This window comes from Verrucomicrobium sp. BvORR034 (genome assembly GCF_000739635.1).
Taxonomy (GTDB): Bacteria; Verrucomicrobiota; Verrucomicrobiia; order Verrucomicrobiales; family Verrucomicrobiaceae; genus Verrucomicrobium.
The window spans coordinates 54357-80279 of the sequence record NZ_BATQ01000067.1; the positions used below are offsets into that span (position 1 = coordinate 54357).

At 60.2% G+C, this 25923-nt stretch carries 26 protein-coding genes; 10 read left to right on the plus strand and 16 right to left on the minus strand.

Annotated features, from left to right (window positions below):
* Positions 1-109: 109 nt before the first annotated feature.
* Positions 110-634: a hypothetical protein gene (locus BV034_RS12125; protein WP_265592908.1), complete on the plus strand. Its 525-nt coding sequence runs from the start codon at positions 110-112 to the stop codon at positions 632-634.
* 43 nt (positions 635-677) lie between these two features.
* Entirely contained in the window at positions 678-1271 is a 594-nt protein-coding gene (locus BV034_RS12130; protein WP_265592909.1) for a hypothetical protein, read from the plus strand.
* Between the two features lie 8 nt (positions 1272-1279).
* Here the strand turns inward: BV034_RS12130 and BV034_RS12135 are convergent, their stop codons facing one another.
* A complete protein-coding gene (locus BV034_RS12135) occupies positions 1280-1762 on the minus strand; it encodes a hypothetical protein (RefSeq protein ID WP_050027276.1) in 483 nt (160 codons plus the stop codon).
* A 237-nt stretch (positions 1763-1999) separates the two neighbouring features.
* Between BV034_RS12135 and BV034_RS12140 the strand changes: the two genes are divergently transcribed.
* Together BV034_RS12140 and BV034_RS12145 are read left to right on the plus strand one after the other, a co-directional pair.
* Complete coding sequence (locus BV034_RS12140) at positions 2000-3910, plus strand: hypothetical protein (protein WP_265592910.1); 1911 nt, start codon at positions 2000-2002, stop codon at positions 3908-3910.
* A 93-nt stretch (positions 3911-4003) separates the two neighbouring features.
* On the plus strand, positions 4004-4873 hold the full coding sequence (locus BV034_RS12145; protein ID WP_050027278.1) for a tetratricopeptide repeat protein: 870 nt from the start codon (positions 4004-4006) through the stop codon (positions 4871-4873).
* On the opposite strand, the gene BV034_RS34695 is transcribed toward BV034_RS12145, so the two are convergent.
* The 5 genes from BV034_RS34695 to uraD form a co-directional block, all read right to left on the minus strand.
* Positions 4781-5584: an XdhC/CoxI family protein gene (locus BV034_RS34695; RefSeq protein WP_081887758.1), complete on the minus strand. Its 804-nt coding sequence runs from the start codon at positions 5582-5584 to the stop codon at positions 4781-4783. The two genes, BV034_RS12145 and BV034_RS34695, sit on opposite strands and share 93 nt — an antisense overlap.
* Positions 5585-5604: 20 nt before the next feature.
* Positions 5605-6444, minus strand: a complete 840-nt coding sequence (pucL, locus tag BV034_RS12155; protein ID WP_050027280.1) for a factor-independent urate hydroxylase — start codon at positions 6442-6444, stop codon at positions 5605-5607.
* Positions 6441-7391 (minus strand): allantoinase PuuE, encoded by a 951-nt coding sequence (gene puuE, locus BV034_RS12160; protein ID WP_050027281.1) that lies wholly within the window; start codon positions 7389-7391, stop codon positions 6441-6443. Before puuE ends, pucL begins: the two co-directional genes overlap by 4 nt.
* A 75-nt stretch (positions 7392-7466) precedes the next feature.
* The gene (gene uraH / locus BV034_RS12165; RefSeq protein ID WP_050027282.1) at positions 7467-7823 is read right to left on the minus strand and encodes a hydroxyisourate hydrolase; all 357 of its coding nucleotides are present in this window, start codon (positions 7821-7823) and stop codon (positions 7467-7469) included.
* Positions 7824-7843: 20 nt separating this feature from the next.
* Positions 7844-8344, minus strand: coding sequence for a 2-oxo-4-hydroxy-4-carboxy-5-ureidoimidazoline decarboxylase (gene uraD, locus BV034_RS12170; RefSeq protein WP_050027283.1), 501 nt, complete (start codon positions 8342-8344; stop codon positions 7844-7846).
* Positions 8345-8570: 226 nt separating this feature from the next.
* Here uraD and BV034_RS12175 point away from each other — a divergent pair, with 226 nt between their 5' ends.
* Positions 8571-9278: a CPBP family intramembrane glutamic endopeptidase gene (locus BV034_RS12175; RefSeq protein ID WP_050027284.1), complete on the plus strand. Its 708-nt coding sequence runs from the start codon at positions 8571-8573 to the stop codon at positions 9276-9278.
* A 2-nt stretch (positions 9279-9280) separates the two neighbouring features.
* On the opposite strand, the gene BV034_RS12180 is transcribed toward BV034_RS12175, so the two are convergent.
* Together BV034_RS12180 and BV034_RS12185 are read right to left on the minus strand one after the other, a co-directional pair.
* Entirely contained in the window at positions 9281-10240 is a 960-nt protein-coding gene (locus BV034_RS12180; protein WP_050027285.1) for an antibiotic biosynthesis monooxygenase, read from the minus strand.
* A 32-nt stretch (positions 10241-10272) separates the two neighbouring features.
* A complete protein-coding gene (locus BV034_RS12185) occupies positions 10273-11103 on the minus strand; it encodes an FAD binding domain-containing protein (protein WP_050027286.1) in 831 nt (276 codons plus the stop codon).
* A gap of 56 nt (positions 11104-11159) precedes the next feature.
* Here BV034_RS12185 and BV034_RS12190 point away from each other — a divergent pair, with 56 nt between their 5' ends.
* Positions 11160-11789 (plus strand): NTP transferase domain-containing protein, encoded by a 630-nt coding sequence (locus tag BV034_RS12190; RefSeq protein WP_265592911.1) that lies wholly within the window; start codon positions 11160-11162, stop codon positions 11787-11789.
* A 16-nt stretch (positions 11790-11805) separates the two neighbouring features.
* Here the strand turns inward: BV034_RS12190 and BV034_RS12195 are convergent, their stop codons facing one another.
* The 5 genes from BV034_RS12195 to BV034_RS12215 all read right to left on the minus strand — a co-directional run bounded on the left by BV034_RS12195 (position 11806) and on the right by BV034_RS12215 (position 19537).
* The gene (locus tag BV034_RS12195; protein WP_050027288.1) at positions 11806-13194 is read right to left on the minus strand and encodes an 8-oxoguanine deaminase; all 1389 of its coding nucleotides are present in this window, start codon (positions 13192-13194) and stop codon (positions 11806-11808) included.
* Between the two features lie 24 nt (positions 13195-13218).
* The gene (locus BV034_RS12200; RefSeq protein ID WP_050027289.1) at positions 13219-14655 is read right to left on the minus strand and encodes an NCS2 family permease; all 1437 of its coding nucleotides are present in this window, start codon (positions 14653-14655) and stop codon (positions 13219-13221) included.
* Positions 14652-17408: a molybdopterin-dependent oxidoreductase gene (locus BV034_RS12205; RefSeq protein WP_050027290.1), complete on the minus strand. Its 2757-nt coding sequence runs from the start codon at positions 17406-17408 to the stop codon at positions 14652-14654. Before BV034_RS12205 ends, BV034_RS12200 begins: the two co-directional genes overlap by 4 nt.
* Before the next feature lie 128 nt (positions 17409-17536).
* Entirely contained in the window at positions 17537-18445 is a 909-nt protein-coding gene (locus BV034_RS12210) for an outer membrane protein OmpK (RefSeq protein ID WP_265592912.1), read from the minus strand.
* Positions 18446-18658: 213 nt separating this feature from the next.
* The gene (locus BV034_RS12215) at positions 18659-19537 is read right to left on the minus strand and encodes a LysR family transcriptional regulator (protein WP_050027292.1); all 879 of its coding nucleotides are present in this window, start codon (positions 19535-19537) and stop codon (positions 18659-18661) included.
* Between the two features lie 174 nt (positions 19538-19711).
* On the opposite strand from BV034_RS12215, the gene BV034_RS12220 reads away from it, so the two are divergent.
* Complete coding sequence (locus BV034_RS12220; RefSeq protein WP_050027293.1) at positions 19712-20389, plus strand: response regulator; 678 nt, start codon at positions 19712-19714, stop codon at positions 20387-20389.
* Positions 20390-20504: 115 nt separating this feature from the next.
* Here the strand turns inward: BV034_RS12220 and BV034_RS12225 are convergent, their stop codons facing one another.
* Positions 20505-21929: a class II fumarate hydratase gene (locus BV034_RS12225; protein ID WP_050027294.1), complete on the minus strand. Its 1425-nt coding sequence runs from the start codon at positions 21927-21929 to the stop codon at positions 20505-20507.
* 354 nt (positions 21930-22283) lie between these two features.
* Between BV034_RS12225 and rpsN the strand changes: the two genes are divergently transcribed.
* The 3 genes from rpsN to BV034_RS12235 all read left to right on the plus strand — a co-directional run bounded on the left by rpsN (position 22284) and on the right by BV034_RS12235 (position 24357).
* Positions 22284-22553, plus strand: a complete 270-nt coding sequence (gene rpsN, locus BV034_RS12230) for a 30S ribosomal protein S14 (protein WP_009963265.1) — start codon at positions 22284-22286, stop codon at positions 22551-22553.
* 67 nt (positions 22554-22620) lie between these two features.
* Positions 22621-22872: an FmdB family zinc ribbon protein gene (locus BV034_RS34700; protein WP_081887760.1), complete on the plus strand. Its 252-nt coding sequence runs from the start codon at positions 22621-22623 to the stop codon at positions 22870-22872.
* A 36-nt stretch (positions 22873-22908) separates the two neighbouring features.
* Positions 22909-24357 carry a hemolysin family protein gene (locus BV034_RS12235; RefSeq protein WP_050027295.1) on the plus strand — a complete coding sequence of 483 codons (1449 nt, stop codon included), beginning with the start codon at positions 22909-22911 and terminating at the stop codon, positions 24355-24357.
* Positions 24358-24526: 169 nt separating this feature from the next.
* Here BV034_RS12235 and BV034_RS12240 read toward each other — a convergent pair whose 3' ends face one another.
* Both BV034_RS12240 and nadA read right to left on the minus strand, forming a co-directional pair.
* On the minus strand, positions 24527-24757 hold the full coding sequence (locus BV034_RS12240) for a hypothetical protein (RefSeq protein ID WP_050027296.1): 231 nt from the start codon (positions 24755-24757) through the stop codon (positions 24527-24529).
* A 91-nt stretch (positions 24758-24848) separates the two neighbouring features.
* Positions 24849-25808, minus strand: a complete 960-nt coding sequence (nadA, locus tag BV034_RS12245) for a quinolinate synthase NadA (RefSeq protein WP_050027297.1) — start codon at positions 25806-25808, stop codon at positions 24849-24851.
* Positions 25809-25923 lie beyond the last annotated feature (115 nt).

Genomic DNA, 25923 nt, shown 5'->3' on the forward strand with positions numbered 1-25923 from the left:
GGATTTCGAATTAAGGTTGTTTCCTGCATGCGAGACAGGCCAGCGTCCGGCCAGCGTCCGGCCCGTTTGCACCTCGACGTTGGGGAGGCGGCAGGGTAAAATGGGCCACATGAAAGCCCTCCTCCTGTCATTGTCGATCCTCCTGGCTATCGTGTGCTCCCGGGTTCAGGCCACCACGCTGGGTCTTGGAACCCTCAAGCTGCCCGTGTACCTTCACGGCTCGGACAGCGACACCTACCTCCAGGTCATCGATGTGCCTTTTGTCGCTGGAGGTGCTTCACCTGAGTGGTGGGTGCATGCACTAGGGCTCCCCTTTGTGCCGCCTTCAGACCAGTTTTGGCGGGAGAAAGGCGATGTGAACATGGTCTCACGGTACGGCCTCTCCATTACCTGCCACGTAGGCAATTTCGATGAGGATTTCGTGGTGACCATTGATGCTGCGAAGGCAAAAGTCCCCGAGGGCTATCCGTTCACCATCGAGCAGGTGGTGGACTCGGCCGCCACGTGTGTGCGGCTCATGTATCCCGACCGTCCCAAAACCGAAGGGAGGCTGGTTATCAAGATCATTCCTGCGCCGGCCAACCCAGAGTCACCCGCCAAGACGGCGGTACCAGCATCAGAGCAAGCCAGGTGATGATGGGTGAACATGACTGGAGGGACTGGCGTCTGTGTCACCTATGAAAATACTCCTGGCGGATACAGCGTCAGTTCTTCGTCGTGCTGCGCTCGCGATTTTGATTTGCGGAGGCATGGCATGGAGTATGGCCATGGGGGAGGGCGCAGAGGCTCCGGTGGTGCAGCCAAAGGTCATGCTCAAGGTGGTCGGTGCTCTGGAAAGTTCCGGGGTGGATGAACTGACCTCAGGTGAGCACCAGGAAGGTGGTGTCCGCACAACGTATCATCTGAAGGAGGCCAGATATCTGGGTACCTTGAGCTGGAAGGACGAGACGGTCGTGCTCGTGACGGCATTCTACATCCGCTCTCGAAATCATGGAAGCGATGTGCCGCCGGCCAGAGGGCACTTTTCCCTAGTTTGCCTGGATGCTGCCGCCAGCAAAGTAGTTGCCTATACTCGGCAGGAGCTCGCGGATTACCAACTCGATGGCGAGGTCTTGAAGCTGGACAGTGCGACCATCATCGACTTTGGCAACCATGATGAGCTCACGCGGTATCGCGGCTATCTGGTGGACGGCGCCTTGTTGCCCTACCCATTTAAAGATCGGATCACAGAGGCGGATTGGGAGTCTGGCGCATTCAAGAAACGGCCGTAGCTGGCCGATCAAGGCAGTTCCAGCGCAGCTTGCTTGCCATTGACCGTGATGACGGCGGTGCCGGGAGGCAGACCTGCGAGATCGACTTCCACCGTGCGCTCAAAGGGGATGATGGCCAAGGTGGCCATGGCATCGCGAGGTCTGGAAGTGATCACCGTGATGAACACTCCTCCAGAGATGCGCTGCTGCTTGACCTCGTGCAGGCTGGTGGCTCCATCGTGTAGCAGGCCGGAAACAGTCACCGTGGCCTGGCGGGTCTGGCCGGGAGCGAGGGTGGCGGCGACGGACTCAACGTCGGCCATTTTGTAGATGAACCGGGCATCCGTGGGAGTGGGGGGCGCAGGGGCCGAGACTGGCGGAGAGTTCGTGGTTTGGTCACCCTCCTTCTTCTGAGCCAGATTCTGGCAGGAAAGCAGGGCAGTGGTGGCGAGGAGAAGGCCAGCCTTTGGGAGGGCCGACAGGAAACGGGAAGGGCGGGGGGCTCCGGTCATGGCTGGGTGCGGATATCCATTCAATACCAATACGGGATGAAGGTTGTCCAACCTTTGCGCGCTTTTGTGCGAGGCGTGCCGTTTTCGGGAGAGAATTTTTCGTAACAAGGTGCTTGCGGACGCGAATGTGCGTGGCAGTAGGCCAGCAAGATGGTACATTAAGTGCCTCGAAATTCAGGAAATCACAAGCGGCACCCCCGGCGCAAACGCGGATCTGGAAGGGGATCGTGATCGGTCATGCGGCACATTGGAAGTTTCAAACACTACGAACTGGCGATGAGCGCGGGGGAGGCCCCCATGCCTTTGTTTAGGGCGTCGTGCGAGGATGTGTACCTGGCGGTGGACCGGCGGCACCGCCAGCTCGTAGAGGTGCATCTTGTTGCTGAAACCGCACCTGAGTTCCAGATTTACCTCCCAGCGGGGAGTGAGCAGGGCGGGGACCCCGTGCTGGATTCGGGTGAGGCTCAAGGCACTGCTTTTTATGTCACCGCCTTCCGCGATGGCGAACTGCTGGAGCACTATATTTCCCGTCGCGGGGCTCTCATTGCCCCCACGGCCTTCAGTCTCGTCCTGCATCTCCTGGACGAACTTCTGGAACTGGAAAAAGTGCGCGGGAACTTACAAGGGGTGAGCCTGGAGCGGGTATTGGTCTGTCTGGAGGATGACAGCTTGTTGCGGCTGCGCATTCTGGACTATGGCCACTGTCGCTCGTCAGGGGGCAATCCGCCCGATGAAATGGCCCGCCAGGTGCGTGAGGTTTCCCTGGTGCTGAGCCGTCTGCTCACCGGACCACTGCGAGCTGGCATTCATCCAGATCGAGTGGCCGTACTGAATACTCTGCCGGGTCGGTTGCGGAACAGTCTGCGGGCCTGCCTGGGGGTGCCGGGCGAGGTGCCAGCGACGCTGGAAGCCCTCCGTGCCCAAGTGCTGGAGTCCTTCCTGGCGCAGAGTCGTGATCTTCATGGCAAGGACACCCGCCGGCATGTCGTGGCGCTGGAGAGCATGGTGCCGCATTCCTCGCTGAGGGATTTGTTGTTTCCTAATCCCCCCAACATGGAGGTGCTGGCCAGGCGGTATCAACTGGAGGATGTGGGAGGCGAGCGACATCCCTTTTCGCTTCCAGTGACGGAGATTCCATCCGGTAGGAAGCTGACCGTGCAGCTGCTGCCACCTCCAGGAGTGATGACGGTGCTCAACCCTTCATGCCTCGCTCCGCAGCTGGGGGACCTGCAGACGGATGCGCACCCCAACATCATGCGATGCGCAGGGGCCTGGGAGGGGGGGAGTCTTGCCTTTCTGTTGGAAGAGCGCGCTCATGACCTGCCGCTGCTGAATGTGTTGCGAGAGCGGGGCTGCCTGAAGCCAGTAGAAGTACGCCTGGTGCTGGCCCAGGTGAAACAGGCGATCGAACAGTCCTTGTCCGTCGGGCTGCACGGTCTGGATCTGCGTCCTGGCAATTTGGTTCTGAGAGTGACGGCCAGAGTCTCTGATCGGGAGGTGGAGAAGCTGGCTCACCGCCACCTCGATGCCTGGCCCAGCTTCCTTGTCCTTGCCCGGCCTCACGCGACCCTGCGTTGCCTGATGGAGCCCCCCTTGGAGCGTCAGCCATCGGATGCGGGCGAGGAGGCTGACAGCACCCGGGAATTTGCCGCTCTGGCGGTTGCGTTGTTTGACGGCGCCCGAAGCATTTCAAACCAGCCAATCAAGGAGCGTGACGCGTGGTCCGTAGAACTGAAGGAACTGGTCTGCGGCCTGCAGAAGGCGCTCACGGGGGCAGCAACGCTGCCCACCCCGGCTGAAATCGTGAGCCGGGTGGAGAGCCTCGTGCCACTGCCTGCCTTTGCCGAAGGCGATGATGATTTCTCCGGGGATCCGCATGGTGCCATGCATCGGACTGACCCACGCGCGGCGCTGAGGGAGCGCCTGCGGGGCCAGCATCCGGTGGACGAGCCCATGGAAAGCATGGGCTCCGTCTCCGACTTTGATGAAGACTTTGCCTTGCCTGAGCCCGACCCGACGGAGTCGGATGAGGCATCTCGCGAACCAGGCCGGGGTTCAGGGAAATCCTCGTTCACGGACTTTGGCAAAAAGTCGTTCCTGAAGGGTTTGTGGACCTTGGTTTCACTTGTGGGTGTCTCCTGGTGGTAAGCTGCGGTTGCGACGGTCGGAGATTGATGGAAGGATGGCGACTCTTCCCTTCGTGGGAGTCAACGCCCCCTCCCAAGCCCCGACAGATCAGCATTGCACCCTCAGAGCCCAGAGTTTGAGCAGGAGTTTGCCTTCCAGAATGAACTGGTGGAGGAATTGCGCCCCAAGGCTTACCGCGACCCGTCGCGCATGGGGCAGTTGATGGTCGAGGTGCATGTGCTGGCTGAGCTTTGGTTGTGCAAGGGGGCCTTTCATCAGGCGGAAGCGCTGTACCGTCGCATATTATACCGCTTGCTGGATGCTCCTGTCATGGACGGGGAACTGATCTTGGGGATCAGCTCGCTCCTGGCAGAGCTTCAGGTGAGATGGGGTGAACCCCAGGGGGGCAGGGAGCTGTATGAAAAGGCGGCTGAACTGGCGGCCAGACTTGGAATCTCCTCCTCACCGACGCTCTCTCTTCTCATGAACAATCTCGGCCACATCTGCAAAGGCCAGGGAGACTTTGAGAAAGCGGCCTTCTGCTACGAGGAGGCCTTGGCAGGGTATGTCACCCATCGTGGAGCCGTTTCCGCAGAAGTGGCAAATGTCTCAGACAACGTGGGCGCATTGAACTACCGCATGATGCGGCTGGAAGAGTCGTTGGAGATGCACCAGAAGGCCCATGTCATTCGCGTGGAACTCGGTACAACCGAGGATGAAGCGGCAGCTGCCTATGCCCGCACGTGCCGGCTGATGGTGCTCAGTCATCGCTCTCTGGGTCAGTTTCAGGAGGCGGGAGCACTGGCGCAGGAAGCTGAGGAAATCACCACCAAGCTGGGGCCGCTGCCTCCGCCGTCACGCGGACTCCACGCCGCGCTCGCGGTGGATGACTCAGTGCAGACCATCTCGCAGGCTGTTCCCAGCACGCTGGCGCATGACAGCCATGATCTCCGCAAGGATGCTGACGGCGATCTCCATGGGTGAATCGGCATGGATGTCCAGGCCCACTGGGGCATGAACCGCGGCCAGAGCCTCTGGGGCCAATCCTTGGGCTTGCAGTTCCTCAAAGACGGCCCGCACTTTTTTCTTGCTGCCCATCATGCCCAGATAACCGGCGCCGGGATGCACCAGCAGGGCCGCCAGGGCGTCGCGGTCCTGGTGAAAATTCCGCGCCACCAGAACCGCAGCATCATTTTTTCTCCATGCTCGTGAGGCGATGTATCCTGCGGCGCATCCCTCATGCAGTACATTCGCCGCTCCGTCCTGCAGGAGGTCCGGCCGGTCATCCACCAGAGTGACGTGCCAGCCGCAGTCCATGGCCAGCCGGGCGAGCGCCTGGCCGCAATGTCCTCCGCCAAAGATGTGCAGCCACTCGCCCAGCGCTTGGGGTTCTAGGAAGATGGTTGCTTCGCCCCCGCAGATGGCACCGAAGGAGTCCGGGCTGGCTTCGTGAAGCGGGTAGGTTTTCAACACGGGCTGGCCGTCTGCCAGGGTGCTGAGGGCATCGGCAATGACCAGCGCCTCCATCTTGCCTCCACCGATGGAGCCTAGGATGCGTCCATCCTCGAAGATCAATGCCTTTGCCCCTTTTTCCCGTGGGACAGAGCCCCGGACGGCGGCCACGGTGGCAACCACGCAGGGTTCCCGTCGCGCACGGGCGGCGAGGAGTTCTCGGAGCAGGCCGTCAGTGGTCATGGTGGAGGCGCAATCAGGCGTCAATTGCGGGAAAGGGTCGCCTCGATCTGACCGTGCGGTTCCTCGGAGGGCAGCATCAGCACGTTCGTGTTGTCGATGCCGAACGCCCGCAGATTCTGGGTAAAGTAGTGGAGGTTGGGCAGGGTGAGGGTGATTTCCTGAATCTCGGGGCAGGCGTCAAAGGCGGCCGCCGCCATTTCCCAGAGGGTGGCCTGGACAGAGGGGCTGTGATTCTGGGCAAACGGCACGACCACGGCCTTCAGGAAGGCGTCTGTGGTGGCCTGATAGCTGGCAGGTACGGCGTTCCAGGTCCAGCGGGCCTTCAGTGTGGTCGCCAGCAAGCGGTCTTCCGTGGGGGGCAGCGTGGTGTGCTCACAGGTGGCAAAGCCGCTGAAGCCGGATCCGGTGGTTTTCAGCAGGGTAAAGTCCTGGACGCCTGACTCCAGAGACGTGGAGGTGCGGGTCTGCACGAGTTTCACCAGCGGTGTGGCGCGCTGGGTTTGGGCAAAGCTGTGGGGATGGGGCACTCCGCCCACCACCAGCCGATTCCAGGAACGTTCCTCAAGCTCCACCACTACCTTGGTGACCTGGGCATAGCGGTTCAGGAAATGATCTCCCACCACCTGTGCAAAGGGCTCGTTGTCCTCCCCCAGGTGATGGTAGGCGAGGACGTTGATCGCGTTCTTCATCGAGTCCGTCGGCACGATGCAGGAGTTGTCCCCGGACTGGTAACTGGCGGCGAACTCGCCCTCCAGCGCGATGCGCACGGTGAGCTCTTTGACGGAATGCACGGGGCCGTCACGGAGGACCTTGCAGAGGCGCACCCGGGCTTTGCCGTAGTTTTGCGAGACAAGTTTCATGATGGAGCGCCTGAGGTCGTGCTGGAAAAGGGATGATGCTGGTGCCAGTGGCGGGCGATATCGACGCGCCGGGTGATCCACACCCGGTCGTGCTTGGCCAGGTGATCCAGGAACCGCTGCAAAGCCAGGAACCGGCCTGGACGGCCCAAAAGACGGCAGTGCATGCCGATCGACATCATCTTGGGAAACTCCGCCCCTTCCTCGTAGAGCACGTCGAAGGTGTCCCGCAGGTAGGTGTAGAAGTGCTCGGCCGTATTGAAGCCCTGCGGCGTGGCAAAGCGCATGTCATTGGCATCGAGCGTGTACGGCACAATCAGATGCGGCTTGCTTCCTCCAGTGGCAGTTTCCACGGAGGTCCAGAAGGGGAGATCATCGCCGTAGTAGTCGGAATCGTAGAGGAAGCCACCGTTCTCCACCACCAGCCTGCGGGTGTTGGGGCTGTCCCGTCCGGTGTACCAACCAAGGGGACGGCTGCCGGTGATTTCCTCGATGATCTGCGTTGCCTCCTCCAGATGGGTGCGCTCCGTGGCCTCATCCACTTGCTGGTAGCTGATCCAGCGGAGGCCGTGGCTGGCGATCTCGTGCTTCTGCTCCATGACGGCGAGGGCCACTTCAGGGTGACGCTGCAGTGCCATGGCCACGGCAAAAACGGTGAGGGGCAAGTTGCGCTTTTCGAACTCTTTCAGGATGCGCCAGACTCCGCTGCGGCTGCCGTACTCGTAGATCGACTCCATGCTGAGATGGCGATCGGGAAAGCTGGGCGCGCCGATGATTTCAGAGAGAAAGGTCTCAGAGCCCGGATCACCATGCAGCACGCTGTTCTCGCCGCCTTCCTCATAGTTGAGGACGAACTGGACGGCGATGCGGGCCTTGCCTGGCCACGCGGCGTGCACGGGCTGGCGTCCATAGCCAACCAGGTCGCGCGGGTAGGAGGAATCTGATTTCATGGCACCTGCGATTGTGCCTCGGCCCCGTCCAAAGGGCAAGCCGTTGGTTGCGATAGACCCGCCAACAACTGTGATTCAACTCCCGCGATAGGTGCTGTACGACCATGGTCCCACCAGCAGGGGCACATGGTAGGCCGCCTGCGGGCTCTCGACTCCGAAACGCACGGGCACAAGATCCAGAAAGGGAGGATGGGAGACGGCCACGCCGGAGTCTTTGAAATAATCTCCGGTGTGAAAAAGCAGCTCATACACTCCGGTGGTGATTTCCTCGGCATCCACCATGCTTTCGTCCAGACGACCGTCGGCGTTCGTGCGGGCGGTGAACAAAGGCTCCCGATACTCTCCGGTCAGGCGGTGCAGTTCCACCAGCATGCCGGCGGCGGGCTTGCCGTGATAGGTGTCCAGGACGTGTGTGGAAATGCGGCCGGGCATGGAGAAACGTGTGCTTGGGGCTAGCTTGAGAATAGCTGGTCCAGGCGCAGTCTGGCAATCTTTTCGATCTCGGCCAGCGCGGTGGCGATTTCCGTTTCGTGGTCGTTGGGGAGACGGGATTCAAACGCTCTGAGCATGCTCTCGGGGTCATTGAGCCGGGCACAGAGAATGAAAGGGAAGTCAAAGCGCTCCTTGTAGCTGGCGTTGAAGGACTGAAAGCGCGCCTGCTCGGATTCGGTCAATGACTTCAAACCGGAGGCCTGCTGCTCTGCGGCGGACTCGGGTGAAAGAGCGGCCAGCCGGTCGCCCAGGTCAGGGTGGGCGCGGATGAGAGTGAGCTTTTCAGCATCTGATGCCTCATGCATGACGGCGCACATGGCCGCGTGCAAGGTGCCGATATCAGCGAACGGCCGACGCGTCCAAGCTCGGAACCCCACCCAGTCGGAGTGCTCGAAGATCCCGGCCAAAGCGGCTGTGAAGGAGTCTTGGGGAAGCGTGTTGAGTTCCGACAGGGAAGGCATGTCCGAAGTGGGACGATGGAGGCCACTCAGGCAACCGAAAGATACGACGGACAGTGTGCGACGCGGGATCTGTAGCGTTTGGTAATTTGTTTTGTCTTTTCCAAAATGACCCCAGTCACTATAAAACCTCCTAAACAGGTGGGCGCGACAATTGAATAGGTCTCCACCAAACCCCGGGAGTGACAAGGAATCTGAAGACGCGCTGAACCAATCCGTGCCTCAAGACGTGAGGGATCTGCCAGTGGCGGCGGATGGCCCTTCTCGATGGAAGATCCTTGCCGAGTTTGTCCTCTTCGGGGCCATGTTCCTTTCAGACCGCTGGATTCAGGCCATCACCACCATCTCGTGGGGGCGGGTTGAGATCTCTCTCACCAATCTTCATAGCAACCCGCCCTGTCTGGCGATCATCGCGGTACTGTTGCTTTGGCTCAACGGTGGGCTGGGCAGCCTCAACTTCGAATGGCCTGCCAACTGGAGACGTTGCCTGTGGCAGCTGGCGGTGGTGTTGGTTGTCGCCTTTCTCGCTACAGAGATTTTCGCCCGTGTCAGCCATGCCTTGTGGGGAACAGCTCCCGAGGCAAACGCGATCAAGACGATGATTGGACATCCCCAGGTGAGATACCTTTTTGCCTTTCTCATCTTTCCGATCTGGGCGGTCGTGGAAGAGGTTCTCTATCGCGCCTACTTCCTTCAGCGGATCGAGTGGCTGGCCCGGCCGTGGCGCTACGCGCTGCCCTTGGCTATGTTGATTTCGTCTGCCATCTTTGCAATGAGACACCTGAACTACGGCGTGCAGGAATTCCCGTATTATGTCTTCGCTGGCATGATGTTTTCAGCCATCTTTCTCTACACCAAACGCAGCATCTGGTTTGTCTCCGTCATTCACTATCTGAAAAACACAGCGCTTTTGGTGTGGCTCAATTTGGCGGGATGAGGTCAATGCAAGAGCCAGAAAGTCGTGGCTTCGATCAACAAGATGCCTGCTATCATGCCAAGGCCTTTGAGGGTGCCTTTGGAAAGGTGGGCTGTTTCTCCCGTTGCGGGCATCAACCACCAACTGAATCGCCCGACCAAAAACGGCATGGTGATATAGGTCGTGGCGGCGACGGTAAGGATGTTGAGCATGAGGGTGACGAGCGTGATGTCCAGACTGCCAAACAGGGGGCGGACGTAGCTGAGATTGATCATCACCAGGGGATAGAGACCGACCAGGACGAGGAGTCCGGTCTTCCAGCGGGGTGGAGCGGCTCCGGTCTTGGGATCAATGGGAGTCCAGCCGGGGAAGGGAGACTTGAGGCGGGTGGCTTCGGTCTTGTGGATGACCTCGCGTGCTTCTTCCAAGAGGGCGGAGCGCTCGGGGGAGTGACGCCAGCGATCCAGATTGGCCTCCGAATCAAAGCGCAGGAGGGTAGTCCATTCGGAGGAGCCGCTGCCTGGGGTGGGGGCGATGATGTGCACGCCGCGAAATCCCTCGAACCGTGCCTGCGCCTCCTGAGTGCGTCGGGTCCAGAGGCGGTAGGCCTCCTCCATGCCGGGGCGGATCTGGGAGCGAATAATCTCGGTGACGCCTCCCGGATGGGAGGTTTCCTCCTTCTCGGGAAGGATTTCTGAAAAGACCGCGCCGTCCGCCAGCAGTTCCTCTGCCTCGGCAATGAGCCAGCTCCGCTCGGCAGAGTGCATCCAATGGTCAAGTTGATCCGGCGTGCGGAATCGGACAATGAGTTTCCAATCCCGGCTGTTCGAATGAGGTGGGGGCAGGAGATCTGCGCTCATGAACCCCTCAAACCGGATCACCTTGGTATGAAACCGGATCTGCCATGAGGATACGGCCCGGTTGATGCCGGTACCGGTGCGGGCGGGGAGGGTGCAGATCAGAGTGGCGTGGGTGTCGTTCATGGCAGAAGCGCGGAGATGAACGACAGCGGATGTCAGGCCAGTTCCTCGATGATCTGCGGGGCAAAATAGTGCACCAGATGACGGCGGTGGTCCGCGGTGCCGTGGGGATCACTGAAATAAGCAGTGGGAAGAATCGCTGCCTCCAGGCTGGCAGCCAGGTCCCGGGCTCCGGGTGGGGTGGCAAACCGGAGTTGCACCGGGCGGACGGTGGCGGCGGTGATGGTGAGGAGGATCTCTGCTGTGACCGGGCAACGGGTGCCGATGAGCAATGCGGAGGACCGCCCTTCCTGCGTCTGGGAGAAACGGCGGAAAGCGGGTTGTTTCCGCAATGCCGACGCAGGCAGGTGGATGCTGCGGAGGAGTTCGCCGGGCCGAAGAACCGTCTGCTGCACGCCAGTGACGAACTCGAGCGCGGAGACGGATCGCGGAAGATCCTGACGGGGCCAAAGGACGCAAGTGCCTTCCAGCGCCACCGCCAGGGAGATAAGAGCACCAGCCGGGAGTCCCAGGCATAGGTTGCCCCCCACGGTGGCTTCGTTCCAGATTTTGAAAGAGGACTGAAGCGATTCGCAGCAAGTCTGGATGAGCGGGAAGGCCTGCCAGGAAGCGGGAACACCGGTGCTGCCGCCGAAGGCATGCAGTTGGGCGATGGTGCAGGTCGCGGCGATTTCCAGTCCAGTCTCCTCAACGGCTTGGAGAGATGGCCAGTTGAAGTTCCCCATGTCCAGCAGGGTGTGCAGGACTGGTTGCGGCTCAGAGAACAGCCAGGTGCCACCTGCCAACCAAGCGAGCCCGGGTTCCCAGGTCTGGACTTCGTCCGGAGTCTGGGGAGATTGCTGGGCGGTGATGTGATGGAGATCCATGCTTGGACGCGCCGGTTTTTAAGGTGAGGAATGACCGGAATGATCTACGCTAGATCGTGAAAAATTGCAGCCATCGTTTTGGGGTTCTCGTGCTGGCTGCCGGGGCGTCCCGGCGGATGGGGCGTCCCAAAGCGTTGCTCCCATGGCGAAAAGGGACGGTGCTGGCGCATCATCAGAGCGTTTGGAACTTGGCAGGGGCTCAGCAGGTTGCGATGGTGGTTGATCCCGCCAACAATGCGGTATTGGACGAACTGAGGTGCTTGAACTGGGTGGATGTGATTGCGAATGACCAACCGGAGGATGGTATGATGTCGTCCTTGCGTATCGCTTCCGCCTGGCCGCATTGGCAGAAGGACCTTCAAAGCGTGGCGGTGATCTTGGTGGATCAGCCGCAGTTTCCACTCACCGCTGCGCGACGTCTCATGGATCTGGCGGCGGTTCATGTTGACGAGATCTGCCAGCCTCAAAGTGGAGGTCGACGTGGGCACCCAGTGGTTTTGCCGTATTCGGTCTTCGCTGGTCTGGCATCGACTCCCGCAGCAACGATGCGGGACTATCTGCGGGAGATTCACATCCCAAGACGAGTGCTGGAACTGGAGTCCAGCTGGTGGCTGGACGACATGAATGTGCCTGGGGCGTATGAGAGGATTCTGGAACTGAGCGTTGAAAGCAACGCGCTGGGTTGAGGATCCCGTTGGAAAGCTACACTGCACTGGCCAACCTTGAAGCGTGGCGGTTGTGCTCCTCAATCACGGGCGGCATGTCCACTGTCACGACCAGACCGTCTTTCACTACCGGGCGTCCATGCACAATGGTGTGCCGCACGCGCTGGGGAGCGCAAAACACGATGGCTGCCACCGGATCATGCAGCGCTCCTGCGTAGTTCAGGGTGTGCAGGTCCAGAGTGAAAAAGTCTGCGCATTTCCCAGGTTCGAGGGAACCGATGTCTTGACGACCGAGCACCTTTGCTCCGCCCAAGGTGGCCAGTTCTAATGCCTCCCGTGCGGTCATCCAGTCTTCTGGAGGAGGTGGCGGCAGATCGGCAGGACGCAGCCCCAGGGCCAGCCGGGCGAGCAGCATCGTTTGGCGCACTTCCAGCAACATATTGGAGGCATCGTTGCTGGCGGAGCCATCCACGCCCAGGCCTACCTTCACTCCCGCTGCAAGGTACTTCTTGATGGGGGCAATGCCGGAGGCCAGCCGCATGTTCGAGCAGGGGCAGTGGGCGGCCCCCACGCCAGTTTGAGCAAAGCGCTGGATCTCTGAATCGCTGACATGCACCGTATGCGCAAACCATACGTCGTCACCCAGCCAGCCGAGCGTCTCCATCCACTCCACGGGACGCATGGCAAAGCGTTGGAGCGTGTAGCGCTCCTCATCCAAGGTCTCGCAGAGGTGGGTGTGCAGTTTCACACCGTGCTGGCGGGCCAAAGCTGCCGAGTCTCTTAGCAGTCCCGTGCTTACTGAAAAAGGGGAGCAGGGGGCCAGGACGACCTGGGTCATGGAACCCACCTTTGGATCGTGGTGGGTGCGGATGACGCGTTCGCTGTCGGTGAGGATAAAGGCCTCGTCCTCCACGCAGTCATCGGGTGGCAGACCGCCTTGAGACTGGCCCAACGACATGGACCCCCGGCTGGCATGAAAGCGAACCCCCAACTGCCGGGCCGCCTCAATCTGGCAATCCACGTTGTTGCCGCTCTGGTAGAGGTAGGTGTGGTCAAACACCGTGGTGCAGCCGGAAAGTGCCAGCTCGGCCAGACCCACCAGCGTGCTGGTGCGGGAGGCCGCCTCTGTGGTGCCTGCCCAGATTCGATACTGGGCTTGGAGCCAGGGAAAGAGATTGTTGTCCTGTGCGGCGGGCAGGCAGCGGGTCAGCGTTTGGTTGAGGTGATGGTGGGTGTTGACGAATCCCGGTAGCACGATCTGACCGCTCAGATCCAAAACCTCATCCGCCGTCGTCGGCAGTGAGGCGCTGGCACCCATTTGCTGGATGATGCCATCCACCGCATAGAGTCCCGCATCCTTCAGTTCACGACGCTGCCCGTCCATGGTGACGAGCATGGCGGCATTGCGAACCAGGAGCGTGGGCATCGAAAATGAGAGGTGGGGTGGCTCCTACTTTTCCATCACCTTGAACAACCACTTCTCGAAGAAGTGGAGCAGGAAGATGAGGGCCAGGGCGTAGGTGAAGGGGGTCAGGTCACGCGGACGGGCGGGCGGATCTTCCTCGAACTCCCGATGAAGCTCCGTCACGGCGGAGGCCTTGCCCTTGCGGTTCATGGTGCCCAGGGAGATGACGGTGAGCGCGATGAGGCCGATGCCGATGCCGGTGCTGATGCTGAAGGTCATGGGCATGGCCATGAGTGTCAGGATGGCGGGGGCGGATACCTCGAACCGGGTGAGATCAATCTCGCTCACACTTTCAAACATGAGGATGCCCACCACCACCAGGGCGGGGGCCACGGCCACACCGGGGATCATGAGGATGAGGGGCGTCAGGAACAGGGCGAGAAGGAAGAGCACAGCCACCACCACGGAGGTGAGGCCGGTGCGTCCGCCCGCCTGCACGCCGGTGGCGCTCTCGATGTAGCTCACCACAGTAGATGTCCCCAACAGAGAGCTGAGGATGGCGGCCAGGGAGTCGGCCGTCAGAGCCTTGGACAGGCCGGGCACGTGGCCGTTCTTGTCCATCAGTCCGGCACGCTTCGTCACCCCAATGAGCGTGCCGATGTTGTCAAAGAGGTCCACGAGCAGCAGCGTCATGATGACGGGCAGGGCCTTGGCGGGTTCCTTCAGGAGGAAGGTGAAGTCCAGCTTGAGAAAGGTCGGCTCAATGGAGGCAGGCAGAGACAGCATGCTGGTTGGCATCTGGGTGATTTTTCCGCCCTTGCCATCCGGCAGGAAGAAACCGATGACCGTGATGACGGCCATCGAAATGATGATGGCTGCCGGAGTGCCCCTGGCCACCAGCACACAGGTGAGCAGCACGCCCACGCCAAAGAGGGCCACCGACGGGTTTGAGATGTCACCCAGAGTCACAAAGGTGTGCGGGTGCCCCACTACCAGGCCGCCATTTTTCAATCCAATGAACCCTATAAAGAGCCCGACGCCGGCGCAGACCGCCGCTTTCAGAGAGTTGGGCAGGGCGTTGACGATGCGTTCTCGCATGCCTGTCACTGAGAGGAGCAGAAAGATGCACCCATTCACAAACACCAGCGCCAGGGCACTCTGCCACGGGACGCCCATCGTCAGACACACCGTGTAAGCGAAGAAGGCGTTGATCCCCATGCCCGGAGCGAGGGCGAGGGGGAAGTTGGCAAGAAACGCCATCAACAGGCTGGCTCCAGCGGCGGCCAGCGCTGTGGCCGTCACCACGGCGGCCTGGGGCATGCCCGCGTCCTTGAGGATCTGCGGATTCACCACCAGGATGTAGGCCATGGCCGCGAAGGTGGTGCAGCCGGCGATGATCTCACGATTCACCGACGTGCCATGACGCGAGAGCTGAAAGCGGCGTTCGAGGAAACCAGAGGTGGCGGGACGGGGAGGCGTCATGAGAGGGCGATGTCTTGTGCAGGTAGAGTGGGACGGTGGGCAAGCGTTGGGTACAGCCGCGGAGCAGTGAGGGGGAGATCGGTGAAACGGATGCCGGTAGCGTTGGCAATGGCATTGGCCAGGGCCGGAGCCACGGGATTGACCGGGCTCTCGCTCATGGGCTTGGCCCCCATGGGGCCGATGCGGTCGTGCGTATGCGCAAAGTACACCTCAGTCTCGGGCAGATCCGCCATGGCCGGGATGCGGAAGTGGCGCAGCGTGGGGTTGGCGATGCGCCCCTCCGGAGTGAGCTGCATGTCCTCTCTGAGCACCCAGCCTATGCCTTGGGCCACGCCGCCTTCTACCTGCCCGCGGCATTGCATGGGATTGAGCACCTGCCCGGCGTCTGCGGCATGCACGCTCTGCAAGATGCGGACCTGACCGGTGATGCGATGCACAGCTACGCGAAAGCCATGGACATTAAAGGCCACCGATCTGGGCGCGGCATAGGCACGACGGACAGCGCTGAGGCGATGTCCCTCCTTCTCAGCCCGTGCAAGCAATTCACTCAAAGGAAGGGGATGGTTCGCACAATCAACAGCGGCCCCAGAGAGCTGGCAGGAGTCAATCGGTTGTCCTGTGTAGCGGCTGGCGAGCCGGAGGAGCTGTTCCTTCAGCACCTTGGCCGCAGCGAGCACCGCGCCGCCGCCCACCAGCGTGCCAGTGCTGGCAAAGGTGCCGGTGTCGTAGGGTGTCTTGTCCGTGTCCGCAGTGACCATTTTGACTGATTCGACCGGGCACCCCAAAACAGTTGCCGCAATCTGCCGTTGTACAGTGAGCGAGCCACTGCCGAACTCCGCAGACCCGATGGCGACCTGATAGGACCCATTAGCGAGGAGATCAATGCGAGCCTCAGAGCGATGCTCAGTGGGCGGGCCGCAGTCCAGCATGGCTAGTGCCAGACCCTGCCCGGTGCACCACTCTGGGCTCTGCGGCACGGGTTCCCCGCGGCCGCTGGCAAGCGCTGCTTCCACCAGATCGAGGCATTCGGCCAGACCGTAGCTGCCGATCTCCAAATCGCCGGGATGGGGCCAGATGCTCAAGAGCGTGTCCCCGGGCTGGATCATGTTTTTCCGCCGGAGAGCGGCTGGCACCATGCCGAGGGTGCTGGCCAGTTCATCCATGGCGCACTCCACGGCATAAGCGGTCTGTGTGAGGCCATATCCCCGGAAGGCGCCCGCGGGGACACAGTTCGTGTACACCGCATAGCCGTCCGCCTGTTTGTTGGGGCAGCGATACACGGCAAAGGCCTCGTTGAGCGAATGGCCCAGCACCTCGCCGCCGTGATTGCCGTAGGCGCCCGTGTTGGTCACTACCCGCATGCTCATGGCCGTGAGCGTGCCGTCGCGTCGTGCGCCAAGTTTCACCTTCACACGGAAGGGGTGCCGCGTGGTGGTGGCGGTGAACTCCTCCTCACGGGTGAACTCCCAACGGGCGGGCCGTCCTGTCTTGAGGGTCACCAAGACGCAGAGGTCTTCGGTCAACACCTCCTGCTTGCCGCCGAAGCCGCCGCCCACCCGCTCGGTGTACACATGCAGATTCTCGGGATAGAGGTTAAACAGGTACACCAGCTTTACCTTCGTCAGGAAGGGCGTCTGGCTGCTGGTGCGCACATGCAGCCGCCCGTCTGGCGAGAGGTGGCTGTGACTGTTGTGCGTCTCCAGAGTCACGTGCGGCTGCCGGTGCGTGGCATAGGTGTTCTCCACGATGACGTCTGCTTCCTCGAACCCTGCGGCCACGTTGCCATTCTCGCCGTGGATCTCCCGCAGCACATTGCGCTCCGGGTGGGAGATGCGTGAGGCGGCGTCTTTGCCATGGTGCAGGATCGGAGCGTCGGGGCGCATGGCCTCCTCGGGATCAAACACGGCAGGCAGTATCTCGTAGTCCACCTCAATCTTGTCGCAGGCGAGAGCGGCAGCCTGTTCAGAGTCGGCCGCCACCAACACGACACGTTGCCCGACGAATCTCATCACCCGGTCCAGCATGAGGGTGTCATCCGGATCCACGTGATAGTCATCATGTGTGGCGCTGGTGAAAGGGCGATGCTGCGGCACATCCTCCCAGGTGAAGATGCTGTGCACTCCCGGCACCTCAAGGGCGGCCTCTTTCCGAATGGCCAGCACCTGGGCATGCGCATGGGGAGAGCGCACCACCTTCAGATGCAACAGACCAGGAAGCGGGGGCTCATCGGCCGTGAAGCGGGCCTGACCCGTGACCAGAGCGGGGCCCAGCGGGCTGCCCAGGCTGCGGCCCACGCTGGCACCGGGCAAGTCTTCCTGCACGTGACGACGTCCTTCAATGGCATCCCGAATGGCCCGGTAGCCGGTGCACCGGCAGAGGTTCCCTTTCAGGACCCTCTCCATAGGCGTGCGCATGGCACCGCCTTTCGCGGCGGCAGTCATGATCGTGCCTGCGGTGCAAAATCCACACTGAAACCCCTGGGCCGCCAGGAACTGCGCCTGCATCGGATGCAGGGTGCCATTTTCTGGGGACAGCCCTTCGATGGTGGTGATATGACGATCCTTCGCCCGGAAGGCTGGGTAGAGACAACTGTGCACCGGGTTGTCATCCACCCAGACCGTGCAGGCACCGCAGTCACCGGCATCACACCCTTTTTTCACTCCATACCAGCCGTGCTCTCTAAGCAAGGTTCTCAGGCACTGTCCCGGTCGTGGGGCCACCTCGGCGGGATTGCCATTGATGGTCAATTGCATGGGCCGGTTGCGGGAAAGAGCTGCTGAGGAAAGGGGACGACTGTAAGAGAGTCCTGGCACCATAGAACAGCACACTTTGGGGGATGTCGCGCAGATTTTGCGCAACTCAGGGGCGCGCTGGACAATCGTTAGAACTCGAACTCCAGCACTGCCTGCGGCACGACATCGTGCTGCCCCTTCAGGCCATATTCATTGACCCAGATGTCCACCTCGGTGCCGATCCACAGTTTGGACTTCTTGCCAAACAGCTTGGCCCCAAGGTCCATCATGAGCTGGGGGCTGGTGTGAAAGGACTCTGCCAGTTCACCTTCCGCACCGTTGTAGTCGGCAAAGCCTCTGAACATGAAATCGCAGCCTGCCAGGCGGAAGGGGATGCCCCACACGTAGGTGATCTGCCAGGTGCTGCCGCTGATGTCGAAGTCATCCCGCCAGAAGAAGTTGATGCTGGAGTAGGCGAACCCCGGAAGGTCGAGCTCCAGCGCCATGCCGTGGAGCTGACGGAGCTGGGTTTTATCCAGCTGTGCGCCGAAGCTCCGGTTGATGTTGGCGAGGGAGTCGGAGGTGCCAAACTCCAACATGCCCGAGTAGAAGTAGATGTCCTTCACCGGACCAAAACGGTAGGATTTGCCGGTGAGCTTGCCCAGGCTGAGCCTGGGGTTTACTTCGCCGTAGAGGTCAAAACCTGTTTCCGGGTGGCCTCGTCCTTCCGTGGTGAGGTTGGTGAAGTCTGTGAAGAAGAAAAGATCCCCCCAGGCGTTGTCCTGGTAGTGTTCCAGAGTGATCAGGTCCCGCTCATGACTGGAGGCGAAAGGCTTGTCCCAGTTGAAGCCATACAGGTACCAAAGACTTGTGGTGGAAATGTTGATGAACTTGTCCGAGCCGGGGGGCTGAACGGGGAGCGTGCCTACGGCCTTTTCTGAGGAGAGTACTGGCTCACCGGCCAGGATGCTGGCGGGGGTGACGAGGGCCAATCCCATAAGGCTGGCAATGGCGAGCGAGGTAATCTTGGGGACAGGGGAGCAGGGGCGCGACTTCAACACTGGGAGGGAGATGACGTGAGGTGGATTGGAAAATTTAAGAAAGCGAATAATGCCAGAAAGTGATCCGATCAATCGAGGAAAAGTAGTGGAGAAAATAGAATGCCGCAGCAGCGAACATGCCTGTCCGCAGGACGGAAGTTTCTCTCGCATACGCCTTTTGGCGTATGTCGATGTGATGACTATGGTAGGTCGATGCCTAGTCGTCCCAGATCAGGGATCGACGGGATGTGCCTTCACCAGATTGACTAGAGCCTTGGCCGCGTGCGACAGGTAGAAATCCCGACACCAAGCGATGGCGATATTCCACTGAATGTCGGGTTCCTCCAGGCGGATGACGGCCACGGCGTTGGTCCCTCGTACCACGGACATGGGAAGCAGGGAGATGCCGACACCGCTGTCGATCAACCCCGCAATCAGGGAGAAGTGACTGCTGCTGGCAGCGATTTCTGGAGTGAATCCCGCCGCTGCGCAGGCGTTGCGCACCGTGTCGTTGAGGGCGAAATCCTCTGGAAAAATAATAAACGGCTCGTCTTTGAGCTCCTTCAGTGTCACGCTTTCCCGCTTGGCCCAATGGGAATGGAGCGGTGCTGCAAGCGCGAGACGATCGTGGAAAAAGGGGACGGAGTCGTACAATGCGGAGTCCAGGGGCAGGATCAGGGTGCCCAGTTGCATGTCTGCGCCTAGCAGGGCGCGCTCGGTGGCCTTGGATCCCTTCTCGAACAGAACGAGCTCAATGTCCGGATAGGTCTTCTTGTAACGTTTGATCAGCGGAACAAAGAGCGTGCCGCTCAGGGGAGGGATGCCGAGCGTCAGAACCCCTCGCTTCAACCCTGCGAGGTCCGCCAGCTCTGTTTCGAGTGCGGCGTGATCCCGCAGGAGGTTCTGCGCGTGTCGAAACAGGATCTTGCCGGCGTCGGTCAGCACGATGGATCGATGCTGACGGGTGATCAGGACCTGGCCTATGTCATCCTCAAGCTGCTTAATCACCCGGCTGATGGAAGGCTGGGTCAGCGCCACCTTGGAACTCGCCGCCGTGAAGCCGCCACGGCGCACCACTTCGACAAACACGCCAAGGGAACGGAGATCCATGCCATACGGTTAGTGCATGGAACACATACGTACAATGCATTTCACAAATTGATTGCTTGCGAACACAATCGCCAGCGTGAGCGCAACTCCCTACTCACCAATTTCTTATGACGGCGATTTAGTTGCCGTTTCCAAGATTTCCATCGGGATGCAACAACCTGACGAGGCGACAAAATGAAAATCTCTAGCGCAAAGGTCTGCGTGGTCGATCCGGACGTTTCTGGAAGGTTCCGGATACTGGAATGGCTGGATGAAGCTGGGTATCAAGCGGAAACGTACTCTAGCGGCAGGGGATTCCTGTCTGGATGCCACGCTGCCAGCCCTGTGTGTGTGATCCTTGAAGTGGATCTTCCGGACATGACCGGGATCGAACTGCAGCGACACCTCAAGGAGCGAGGGCGCAGCGATCAAATGGTGTTTGTGACGGCGAGGCAGGGCGTCGAGGCCTGTGTTGCCGCCATGAAAATGGGGGCAGTGGATTATTTTTCCAAGCCTGTGCAGCGTGAACCCCTGATGGATGCGGTCAGTCTGGCGCTCAAGCGCTCGGCAAACCTGGCGACCAAACGAGCCATACAAAAGGAGGCGCACACCCGGGTTTCATCGCTGACTCAGCGTCAGATGGAGGTGTTGGAACTGCTCATTCGCGGGATGTCCAACCGTTCCGTCGCCCAGGCCCTGGGGGCGACAGAGGCGACTATCAAGATTCACCGCCGCCGGATCATGGAAAAGATGACCGCAGACTCGCTCCCGGAACTGGTGGCGATGGCGCGCGAGGCGGGGATCAAAGTCCCGTGGCAGATGACCTTCCGCTCGGAACTGGTGACGGGCATGTCTCTGCGCTCCGCCGACTAAAGTTTTGGGAGTTGCTTTTGCTGCACGGCTTCGACCCTGCGGCAAAAAGAAAGGGTCAAAGTGGCGAATGCCTACTTTGACCCTTCAAGTTTAGGGGCAGATCGTGACGGGCAGACTAGCCGCCACCGGCCCCGACCATGCCTGCATCTGGTGCCGTCATGCGGGCGGGATCCAGGGCTTCGGTCAGCTCTGCTTCGGTGATGCCCAATTCCTCCAGGCGCTCCAGGCACAACTGACGGACCGGAGTGCCAGTCTTGGCAGAAAGCTTGGCGATCACGGAGGCCTTGTCGTAGCCGATCTTCGAGTTCAGGCCGGTCACCATGGCGAGACTGTATTCAATGAGCTCGGCGCACCGCTCGCGTTTGGCTTCGATGCCATCCACACAACGCTCGCGGAAGATGCCGGCGGCGTTCGTGAGCAGTTCGATGCTTTCGAGTAGAGCGGCTGCCAGAGCGGGCATCATCACGTTGAGCTCGAAGTTGCCGTTGGCCGCGCACCAGGTGACCGTGGCGTCATTGCCCACCACGCGGGCGCAGACCTGCATGAGGCTCTCTGACATCACCGGGTTCACCTTGCCGGGCATGATGCTGCTGCCGGGCTGAGTAGCGGGGAGGGAGATTTCACCAATGCCGCACTGGGGGCCGCTGCTGAGCCAACGCACGTCATTGGCGATCTTGAAGAGACTGGTGGCGATGGTCTTGAGCTGGCCGCTGGCTTCAACGAGGGCGTCCTTGGCGGACTGGGCTTCGAAGTGGTCTTTGGCCTCGCGGAAGGCGATTCCGGTCTTCTCTGCGAGGAGCGCGATCGCTTTGGCCGGGAAATCAGGGTGACAGTTCAGGCCCGTGCCCACTGCGGTGCCGCCGAGAGGCAACTCGAGAATGGCGTTGATGGCCTTGTGGGAGCGATCCACGGCGAGTTCCACCTGACGGGCGAACCCTTTGAATTCCTGCCCGAGACGAACCGGGGTCGCATCCATAAGGTGGGTGCGACCGATTTTGAGGACATCCCAGAACTCCTTGCTCTTGGCTTCGAGGGAAGCCTGTAGCTTCTGAAGGGAGGGGACAAGCTTGTTGAGCAACTCCTGGGCGACGGCGACGTGGATGGCAGTGGGGAAGGTGTCGTTGGACGACTGCCCCATGTTCACGTGGTCATTCGGATGAACGGGGTCCTTGGCACCAATTGGCTTGCCAGCGATCTGGCAGATCCGGTTGGAGATGACCTCATTGGCGTTCATGTTAGTGCTCGTGCCGGAGCCAGTCTGATACGTGTCCAGCACAAAATGGGCGTCCAGATCTCCGGCTGCGACTTCCAGGGCGGCCTGTTCGATCAAAGCAGCCTTGTCAGCGGCAAGGATGCCGAGGTCGGCATGCACCTTGGCGGCGGCCCACTTAATGAGGCCATAGGCGTGCACCACCGGGTAGGGGACCGGCCGGCCGCTCACGGGGAAATTGAGCACGGCACGCTGGGTGGAGGCACCGTAGAGGGCTTCAGCGGGCACGGGCATCTCGCCCATGCTGTCTTTTTCAATGCGGGTACTCATGACCGATTACATTGAACCTTTCTTCAGATATGTGAATGCAAAGGCCCCCGCGACCAGAAAACATACTGCGATGATCATTCCGATAGTCATGCTGAATGGCATAGCCGGGATTGGCAGGCTTGCCAGATCTTTTTGTCTTTCCGACGAATCGTTTTCAGAATCGCCAGAGTCAGCGTGACGCTCGCCAGAAACCCTCGTCGGGATCCAGAGGGATCCGGGGGAATTAAAAGGGATTGCAAGGCCGTTCTTTGGAGGGAAAATGTCCGGATTCCGCTCAGCAGGCCGAAAAGAAAGCGCAAACAATCTTCATTTTAGGTTGCGCGCCGACAGGTTTTATATATCTTGGCAAGCTCTATGGCTAAAACGAGCTGGATCGAACGCAACAAGCGCAAACAAAAGACGGTTGAGAAGTACGCGAAACTTCGCGAAGAACTCAAGGCTAAGGGTGACTACGTGGGTCTCTCCATGCTTCCCCGCGACGCCAGCCCGACTCGCCTCGTGAACCGCTGCCGTGTGTCCGGTCGTCGTCGTGCGTTCATTCGCCGCTTTGAGATGTCCCGTCTGACCTTCCGCGAAATGGCTTCCGCAGGGCTCATTCCCGGTGTGACCAAATCCAGCTGGTAATTTCAGTTCAGGTTACATCAAATTGACTTTGCGAAGGTGCTGCGACGCAGCACCTTTGTTTTTGTAGATGCCGACCTACCACTACATCGCCACCAAACCTGAAGACGGCTGCCCCCGCTGCAGCAAGGGGTTTGATTTGCGACGTCCCATCAGCCGGCCTGCTCTTACGGAGTGCCCACTGTGCAAAACGCCGGTGAGGAAAGTAATCACCTCCGTGAACACCCCCCGGGTATCGAAACCGATGTCCGTTTCCGACGCCAAAAGTGCAGGATTTACCATCCTCGAGAAGCGTTGTGATGGATCTTACGAAAAACTTTGACACTGTTGAGGCGCGGAAAACGCTTCGCGCCGACTCATGATTCTCTCTCTTTCCACTATTGTCCTCGCCAGCGCCGCCGAACCGGTGGTGCGGGAGTGGCATCTCACCGGGAGCCAGGTGTTGTGGCAGATCTCGGTGATCATGTTCTTTGTGCTCCTGAACGGCTTCTTCGTGGCCGCGGAGTTCGCGATCGTCAAGGTCCGCGACAGTCAGCTCCAGGAGGAGATCGACGAAGGCAATCGCGGTGCCAAGTTCGCCCGCTCGGTGACGCGTCATTTGGACGCTTATCTTTCTGCTACACAGCTTGGCATCACCCTTGCCAGTATCGCCCTGGGCATGCTGGGTGAGCCGTACCTTTCCCATATGCTCCAGCCACTTTTGTTTAAGGTGGGCTTGGAGAATGAAGCGGTGGTGCGGGGGATCGGCTGGGGCGCGGGCTTTGCCATCATCACCTTCCTACACGTGGTGCTGGGCGAGTTGACTCCCAAGTCCATGGCCATTCGCAAGGCCCTGGCCACCACGCTGCTGATCAGCCGGCCGCTGCACCTCTTCTATGTGGTGCTCAAGCCCGCGATCTTCCTCCTCAATGGCACCGCCAACTGGATTCTCCGTGTGGTTTTCAAACTCGACCCTGTGGCGGAAGGGGAGCGCGTGCACTCTGAAGAGGAGCTCAAGCACATCGTCGCGGAAAGTCAGCGGTCCGAGGAAGTAACCGAGACCGAAAAGCACATTGTGCTGAACGCCCTGGCGTTGAATGATCGCGCGGTTCGCGATGTCATGACGCCGCGCAAGGATGTGATTTCCCTGGATGTGGATGAACCCTTCGAGTCCAGCTTGAAGCTCGCCATTGAGTCCAAGCATACGCGGTTTCCGCTGGTGGAAGGCCATTTGGACCACACCATCGGCCTCGTGCACATCAAGGACATTCTGAAACTCGTTCACGAGGGTGGTAAGGACGGCAGCGATCTGCGCCGGATCAAGCGCGAGTTGCTGCTGGTGCCGGAGATGATGCCCATCGACAAGCTCCTGAAGTTTTTCCTGGAGAAGCACGCCCACCTTGCGCTGGCGGTGGATGAGTACGGCGGCGGCGTGGGTATTGTGACGCTCGACAACGTCGTGGAAGAAATCGTGGGTGACATCCAGGACGAATTCGACCTTCCGGTGAAGCCTGAGTTTCGCCGTATCAACACCGAGGAGTTCGAAGTGGAAGGCATGCTCAACCTCTATGAGCTCAATGATCTGACGGATCTCGAGCTGGAGAGTGATGAGGTCACCACTGTCGGTGGCTATGTGACTCATTTCCTCGGGCATTTCCCCAAGCAGGGTGAGATGCTGCGGATTGAGAACTATGAGGTCACCGCCACCAAGGTTGAGGCTCGTCGTGTGGCCCAGCTTCATTTCAAGCGTGTCGAACTGTTGCCTGAAGACGAAGAGGAAAAGGCGGCGCGTGAAGTGCTTGAGGCTCCCGAGGAAGTGCGCCAGTAGGTTGAGGCTGTGAGGTGGTGCTCAGGCCGATGGACGGGCTTGAGCGGTGGCGTCGTCGTGGGACGTTTGATGCGTGAACCGCACTCTCACGAATGCAGCTGCGAGTGCGCCTGAGAAGGAATCGCCTTCGAAGAGGTTGCCCAGTACTTCGTAATACTGGAACCAGGATTCAGGAAATAAAAATCCCAATCAGCAAGGTCAGAACTCCAAGGCCCGCACCTGAGATGGCGATGGCAGCGGAATCGTCCAGCTGTTCTGCTTTGGGCCGCCAGTGGCCCACGGTCACAACTCCGACTACCGCACACAGCGCTTTTGCGACGGGTGCATTCCACCCCAGCTCGTGCAGAGCCCAAAGGATGAGCAACGGTGCGGCAATGACGATGGTCAACCAGGTGCTCATAAGGTCAGGGGAGGGAGAGGAAACAAAAAGGGAGACGTCGGGGTGTGGGTCCCTTCGTCTCCCTCAACATAGTTCGTGGAAATTAAACTCTCTAGCGGCTCAGCTCTAGCATCCGCAAGATGGGCTTCTCGGCGCGCTTGCGCACCTCTTCGGCCATTTCCACCTGCGGGCGCAGGTTGAGCAGGCAGTCGTGAAGCTTCTCGAGATTGTTCATCTTCATGTAGCGGCAGTCGGCGCAGCGGCAGTGGCCGGTGGGACCGGGGATGAAGCGCTTGTTGGGCACCTCCCTCTCCAGGCGGTGCAGCATGCCGCTTTCTGTCACGATGATGAAGCTCTCGGCCTCACTGTCGCGACAGTAGTGCACCATTTTCTCCGTGCTGCAGACTTCGTCGGCGAGGAGGCGCACGGCATAGGTGCATTCTGGGTGGGCGACGACCTTGGCGTCCGGGTATTCCGCTTTGATCTGGTTGATGCTGTCGCGGGTAAATTCCACGTGCACGTAGCAGGCTCCCTGCCAGAGATCCATCTTGCGGCCGGTCTGCTCCATGACCCAGGCTCCGAGATTCTGATCTGGCACAAACAGGATGGGGCGATCCTTGGGGGCTGCTTCAACGATCTTCACCGCATTGCCGCTGGTGCAAATGCAGTCGCTGAGGGCTTTGACGCCAGCGCTACAGTTGATGTAGGCAATGACGTAGTAGTTCTTCTCCTTGTGGATTTCGAGGAACTTCTCAAGCTGCGGGGCAGGGCAGCTTTGCTCAAGCGAGCAGCCGGCGTTGGCGTCAGGCAGGACGACAATCTTTTCCGGATTCACAATCTTGGCGGTCTCCGCCATGAAGTGAACGCCGCAAAAGCAGATCACGTCCGCTTTGGTTTCCTTGGCCTTGTAAGCGAGGCCGAGGGAGTCGCCCACGAAATCGGCCAGTTCCTGAATCTCACGACTCTGATAGTTGTGAGCAAGGATAATGGCGTTGCGTTGCTTTTTCAGCCGAAGAATCTCCTCGGTGATACTTGGGGCGGCGATTTGAACCATGCTGAATATGGTACGCATGCACCAATCTGCAAGCCGCAACCGCGGATCAAGGGATTGGCCGTAGCCGTGACAAGCCTGTGCTGACTCCTGGGTCCGGTGGCTGTAAGGGGCTCACGCCCAATGGATAGTTTCA

What these genes read in the sequence shown, in the direction of transcription:
- puuE (WP_050027281.1), bottom strand. Translation starts at nt 7,391, where the DNA reads ATGAAATCAGATTCCTCCTACCCGCGCGACCTGGTTGGCTATGGACGC.
- BV034_RS12185 (WP_050027286.1), bottom strand. Translation starts at nt 11,103, where the DNA reads ATGGATCTCCATCACATCACCGCCCAGCAATCTCCCCAGACTCCGGAC.
- BV034_RS12205 (WP_050027290.1), bottom strand. Translation starts at nt 17,408, where the DNA reads ATGCAATTGACCATCAATGGCAATCCCGCCGAGGTGGCCCCACGACCG.
- BV034_RS12130 (WP_265592909.1), top strand. Translation starts at nt 678, where the DNA reads ATGAAAATACTCCTGGCGGATACAGCGTCAGTTCTTCGTCGTGCTGCG.
- BV034_RS12225 (WP_050027294.1), bottom strand. Translation starts at nt 21,929, where the DNA reads ATGAGTACCCGCATTGAAAAAGACAGCATGGGCGAGATGCCCGTGCCC.
- uraH (WP_050027282.1), bottom strand. Translation starts at nt 7,823, where the DNA reads ATGCCCGGCCGCATTTCCACACACGTCCTGGACACCTATCACGGCAAG.
- BV034_RS34700 (WP_081887760.1), top strand. Translation starts at nt 22,621, where the DNA reads ATGCCGACCTACCACTACATCGCCACCAAACCTGAAGACGGCTGCCCC.
- rpsN (WP_009963265.1), top strand. Translation starts at nt 22,284, where the DNA reads ATGGCTAAAACGAGCTGGATCGAACGCAACAAGCGCAAACAAAAGACG.
- BV034_RS12140 (WP_265592910.1), top strand. Translation starts at nt 2,000, where the DNA reads ATGCGGCACATTGGAAGTTTCAAACACTACGAACTGGCGATGAGCGCG.
- BV034_RS12180 (WP_050027285.1), bottom strand. Translation starts at nt 10,240, where the DNA reads ATGAACGACACCCACGCCACTCTGATCTGCACCCTCCCCGCCCGCACC.
- BV034_RS12215 (WP_050027292.1), bottom strand. Translation starts at nt 19,537, where the DNA reads ATGGATCTCCGTTCCCTTGGCGTGTTTGTCGAAGTGGTGCGCCGTGGC.
- BV034_RS12195 (WP_050027288.1), bottom strand. Translation starts at nt 13,194, where the DNA reads ATGCCCACGCTCCTGGTTCGCAATGCCGCCATGCTCGTCACCATGGAC.
- BV034_RS12135 (WP_050027276.1), bottom strand. Translation starts at nt 1,762, where the DNA reads ATGACCGGAGCCCCCCGCCCTTCCCGTTTCCTGTCGGCCCTCCCAAAG.
- BV034_RS34695 (WP_081887758.1), bottom strand. Translation starts at nt 5,584, where the DNA reads ATGACCACTGACGGCCTGCTCCGAGAACTCCTCGCCGCCCGTGCGCGA.
- BV034_RS12125 (WP_265592908.1), top strand. Translation starts at nt 110, where the DNA reads ATGAAAGCCCTCCTCCTGTCATTGTCGATCCTCCTGGCTATCGTGTGC.
- BV034_RS12240 (WP_050027296.1), bottom strand. Translation starts at nt 24,757, where the DNA reads ATGAGCACCTGGTTGACCATCGTCATTGCCGCACCGTTGCTCATCCTT.
- nadA (WP_050027297.1), bottom strand. Translation starts at nt 25,808, where the DNA reads ATGCGTACCATATTCAGCATGGTTCAAATCGCCGCCCCAAGTATCACC.
- BV034_RS12235 (WP_050027295.1), top strand. Translation starts at nt 22,909, where the DNA reads ATGATTCTCTCTCTTTCCACTATTGTCCTCGCCAGCGCCGCCGAACCG.
- uraD (WP_050027283.1), bottom strand. Translation starts at nt 8,344, where the DNA reads ATGCCTTCCCTGTCGGAACTCAACACGCTTCCCCAAGACTCCTTCACA.
- pucL (WP_050027280.1), bottom strand. Translation starts at nt 6,444, where the DNA reads ATGAAACTTGTCTCGCAAAACTACGGCAAAGCCCGGGTGCGCCTCTGC.
- BV034_RS12220 (WP_050027293.1), top strand. Translation starts at nt 19,712, where the DNA reads ATGAAAATCTCTAGCGCAAAGGTCTGCGTGGTCGATCCGGACGTTTCT.
- BV034_RS12200 (WP_050027289.1), bottom strand. Translation starts at nt 14,655, where the DNA reads ATGACGCCTCCCCGTCCCGCCACCTCTGGTTTCCTCGAACGCCGCTTT.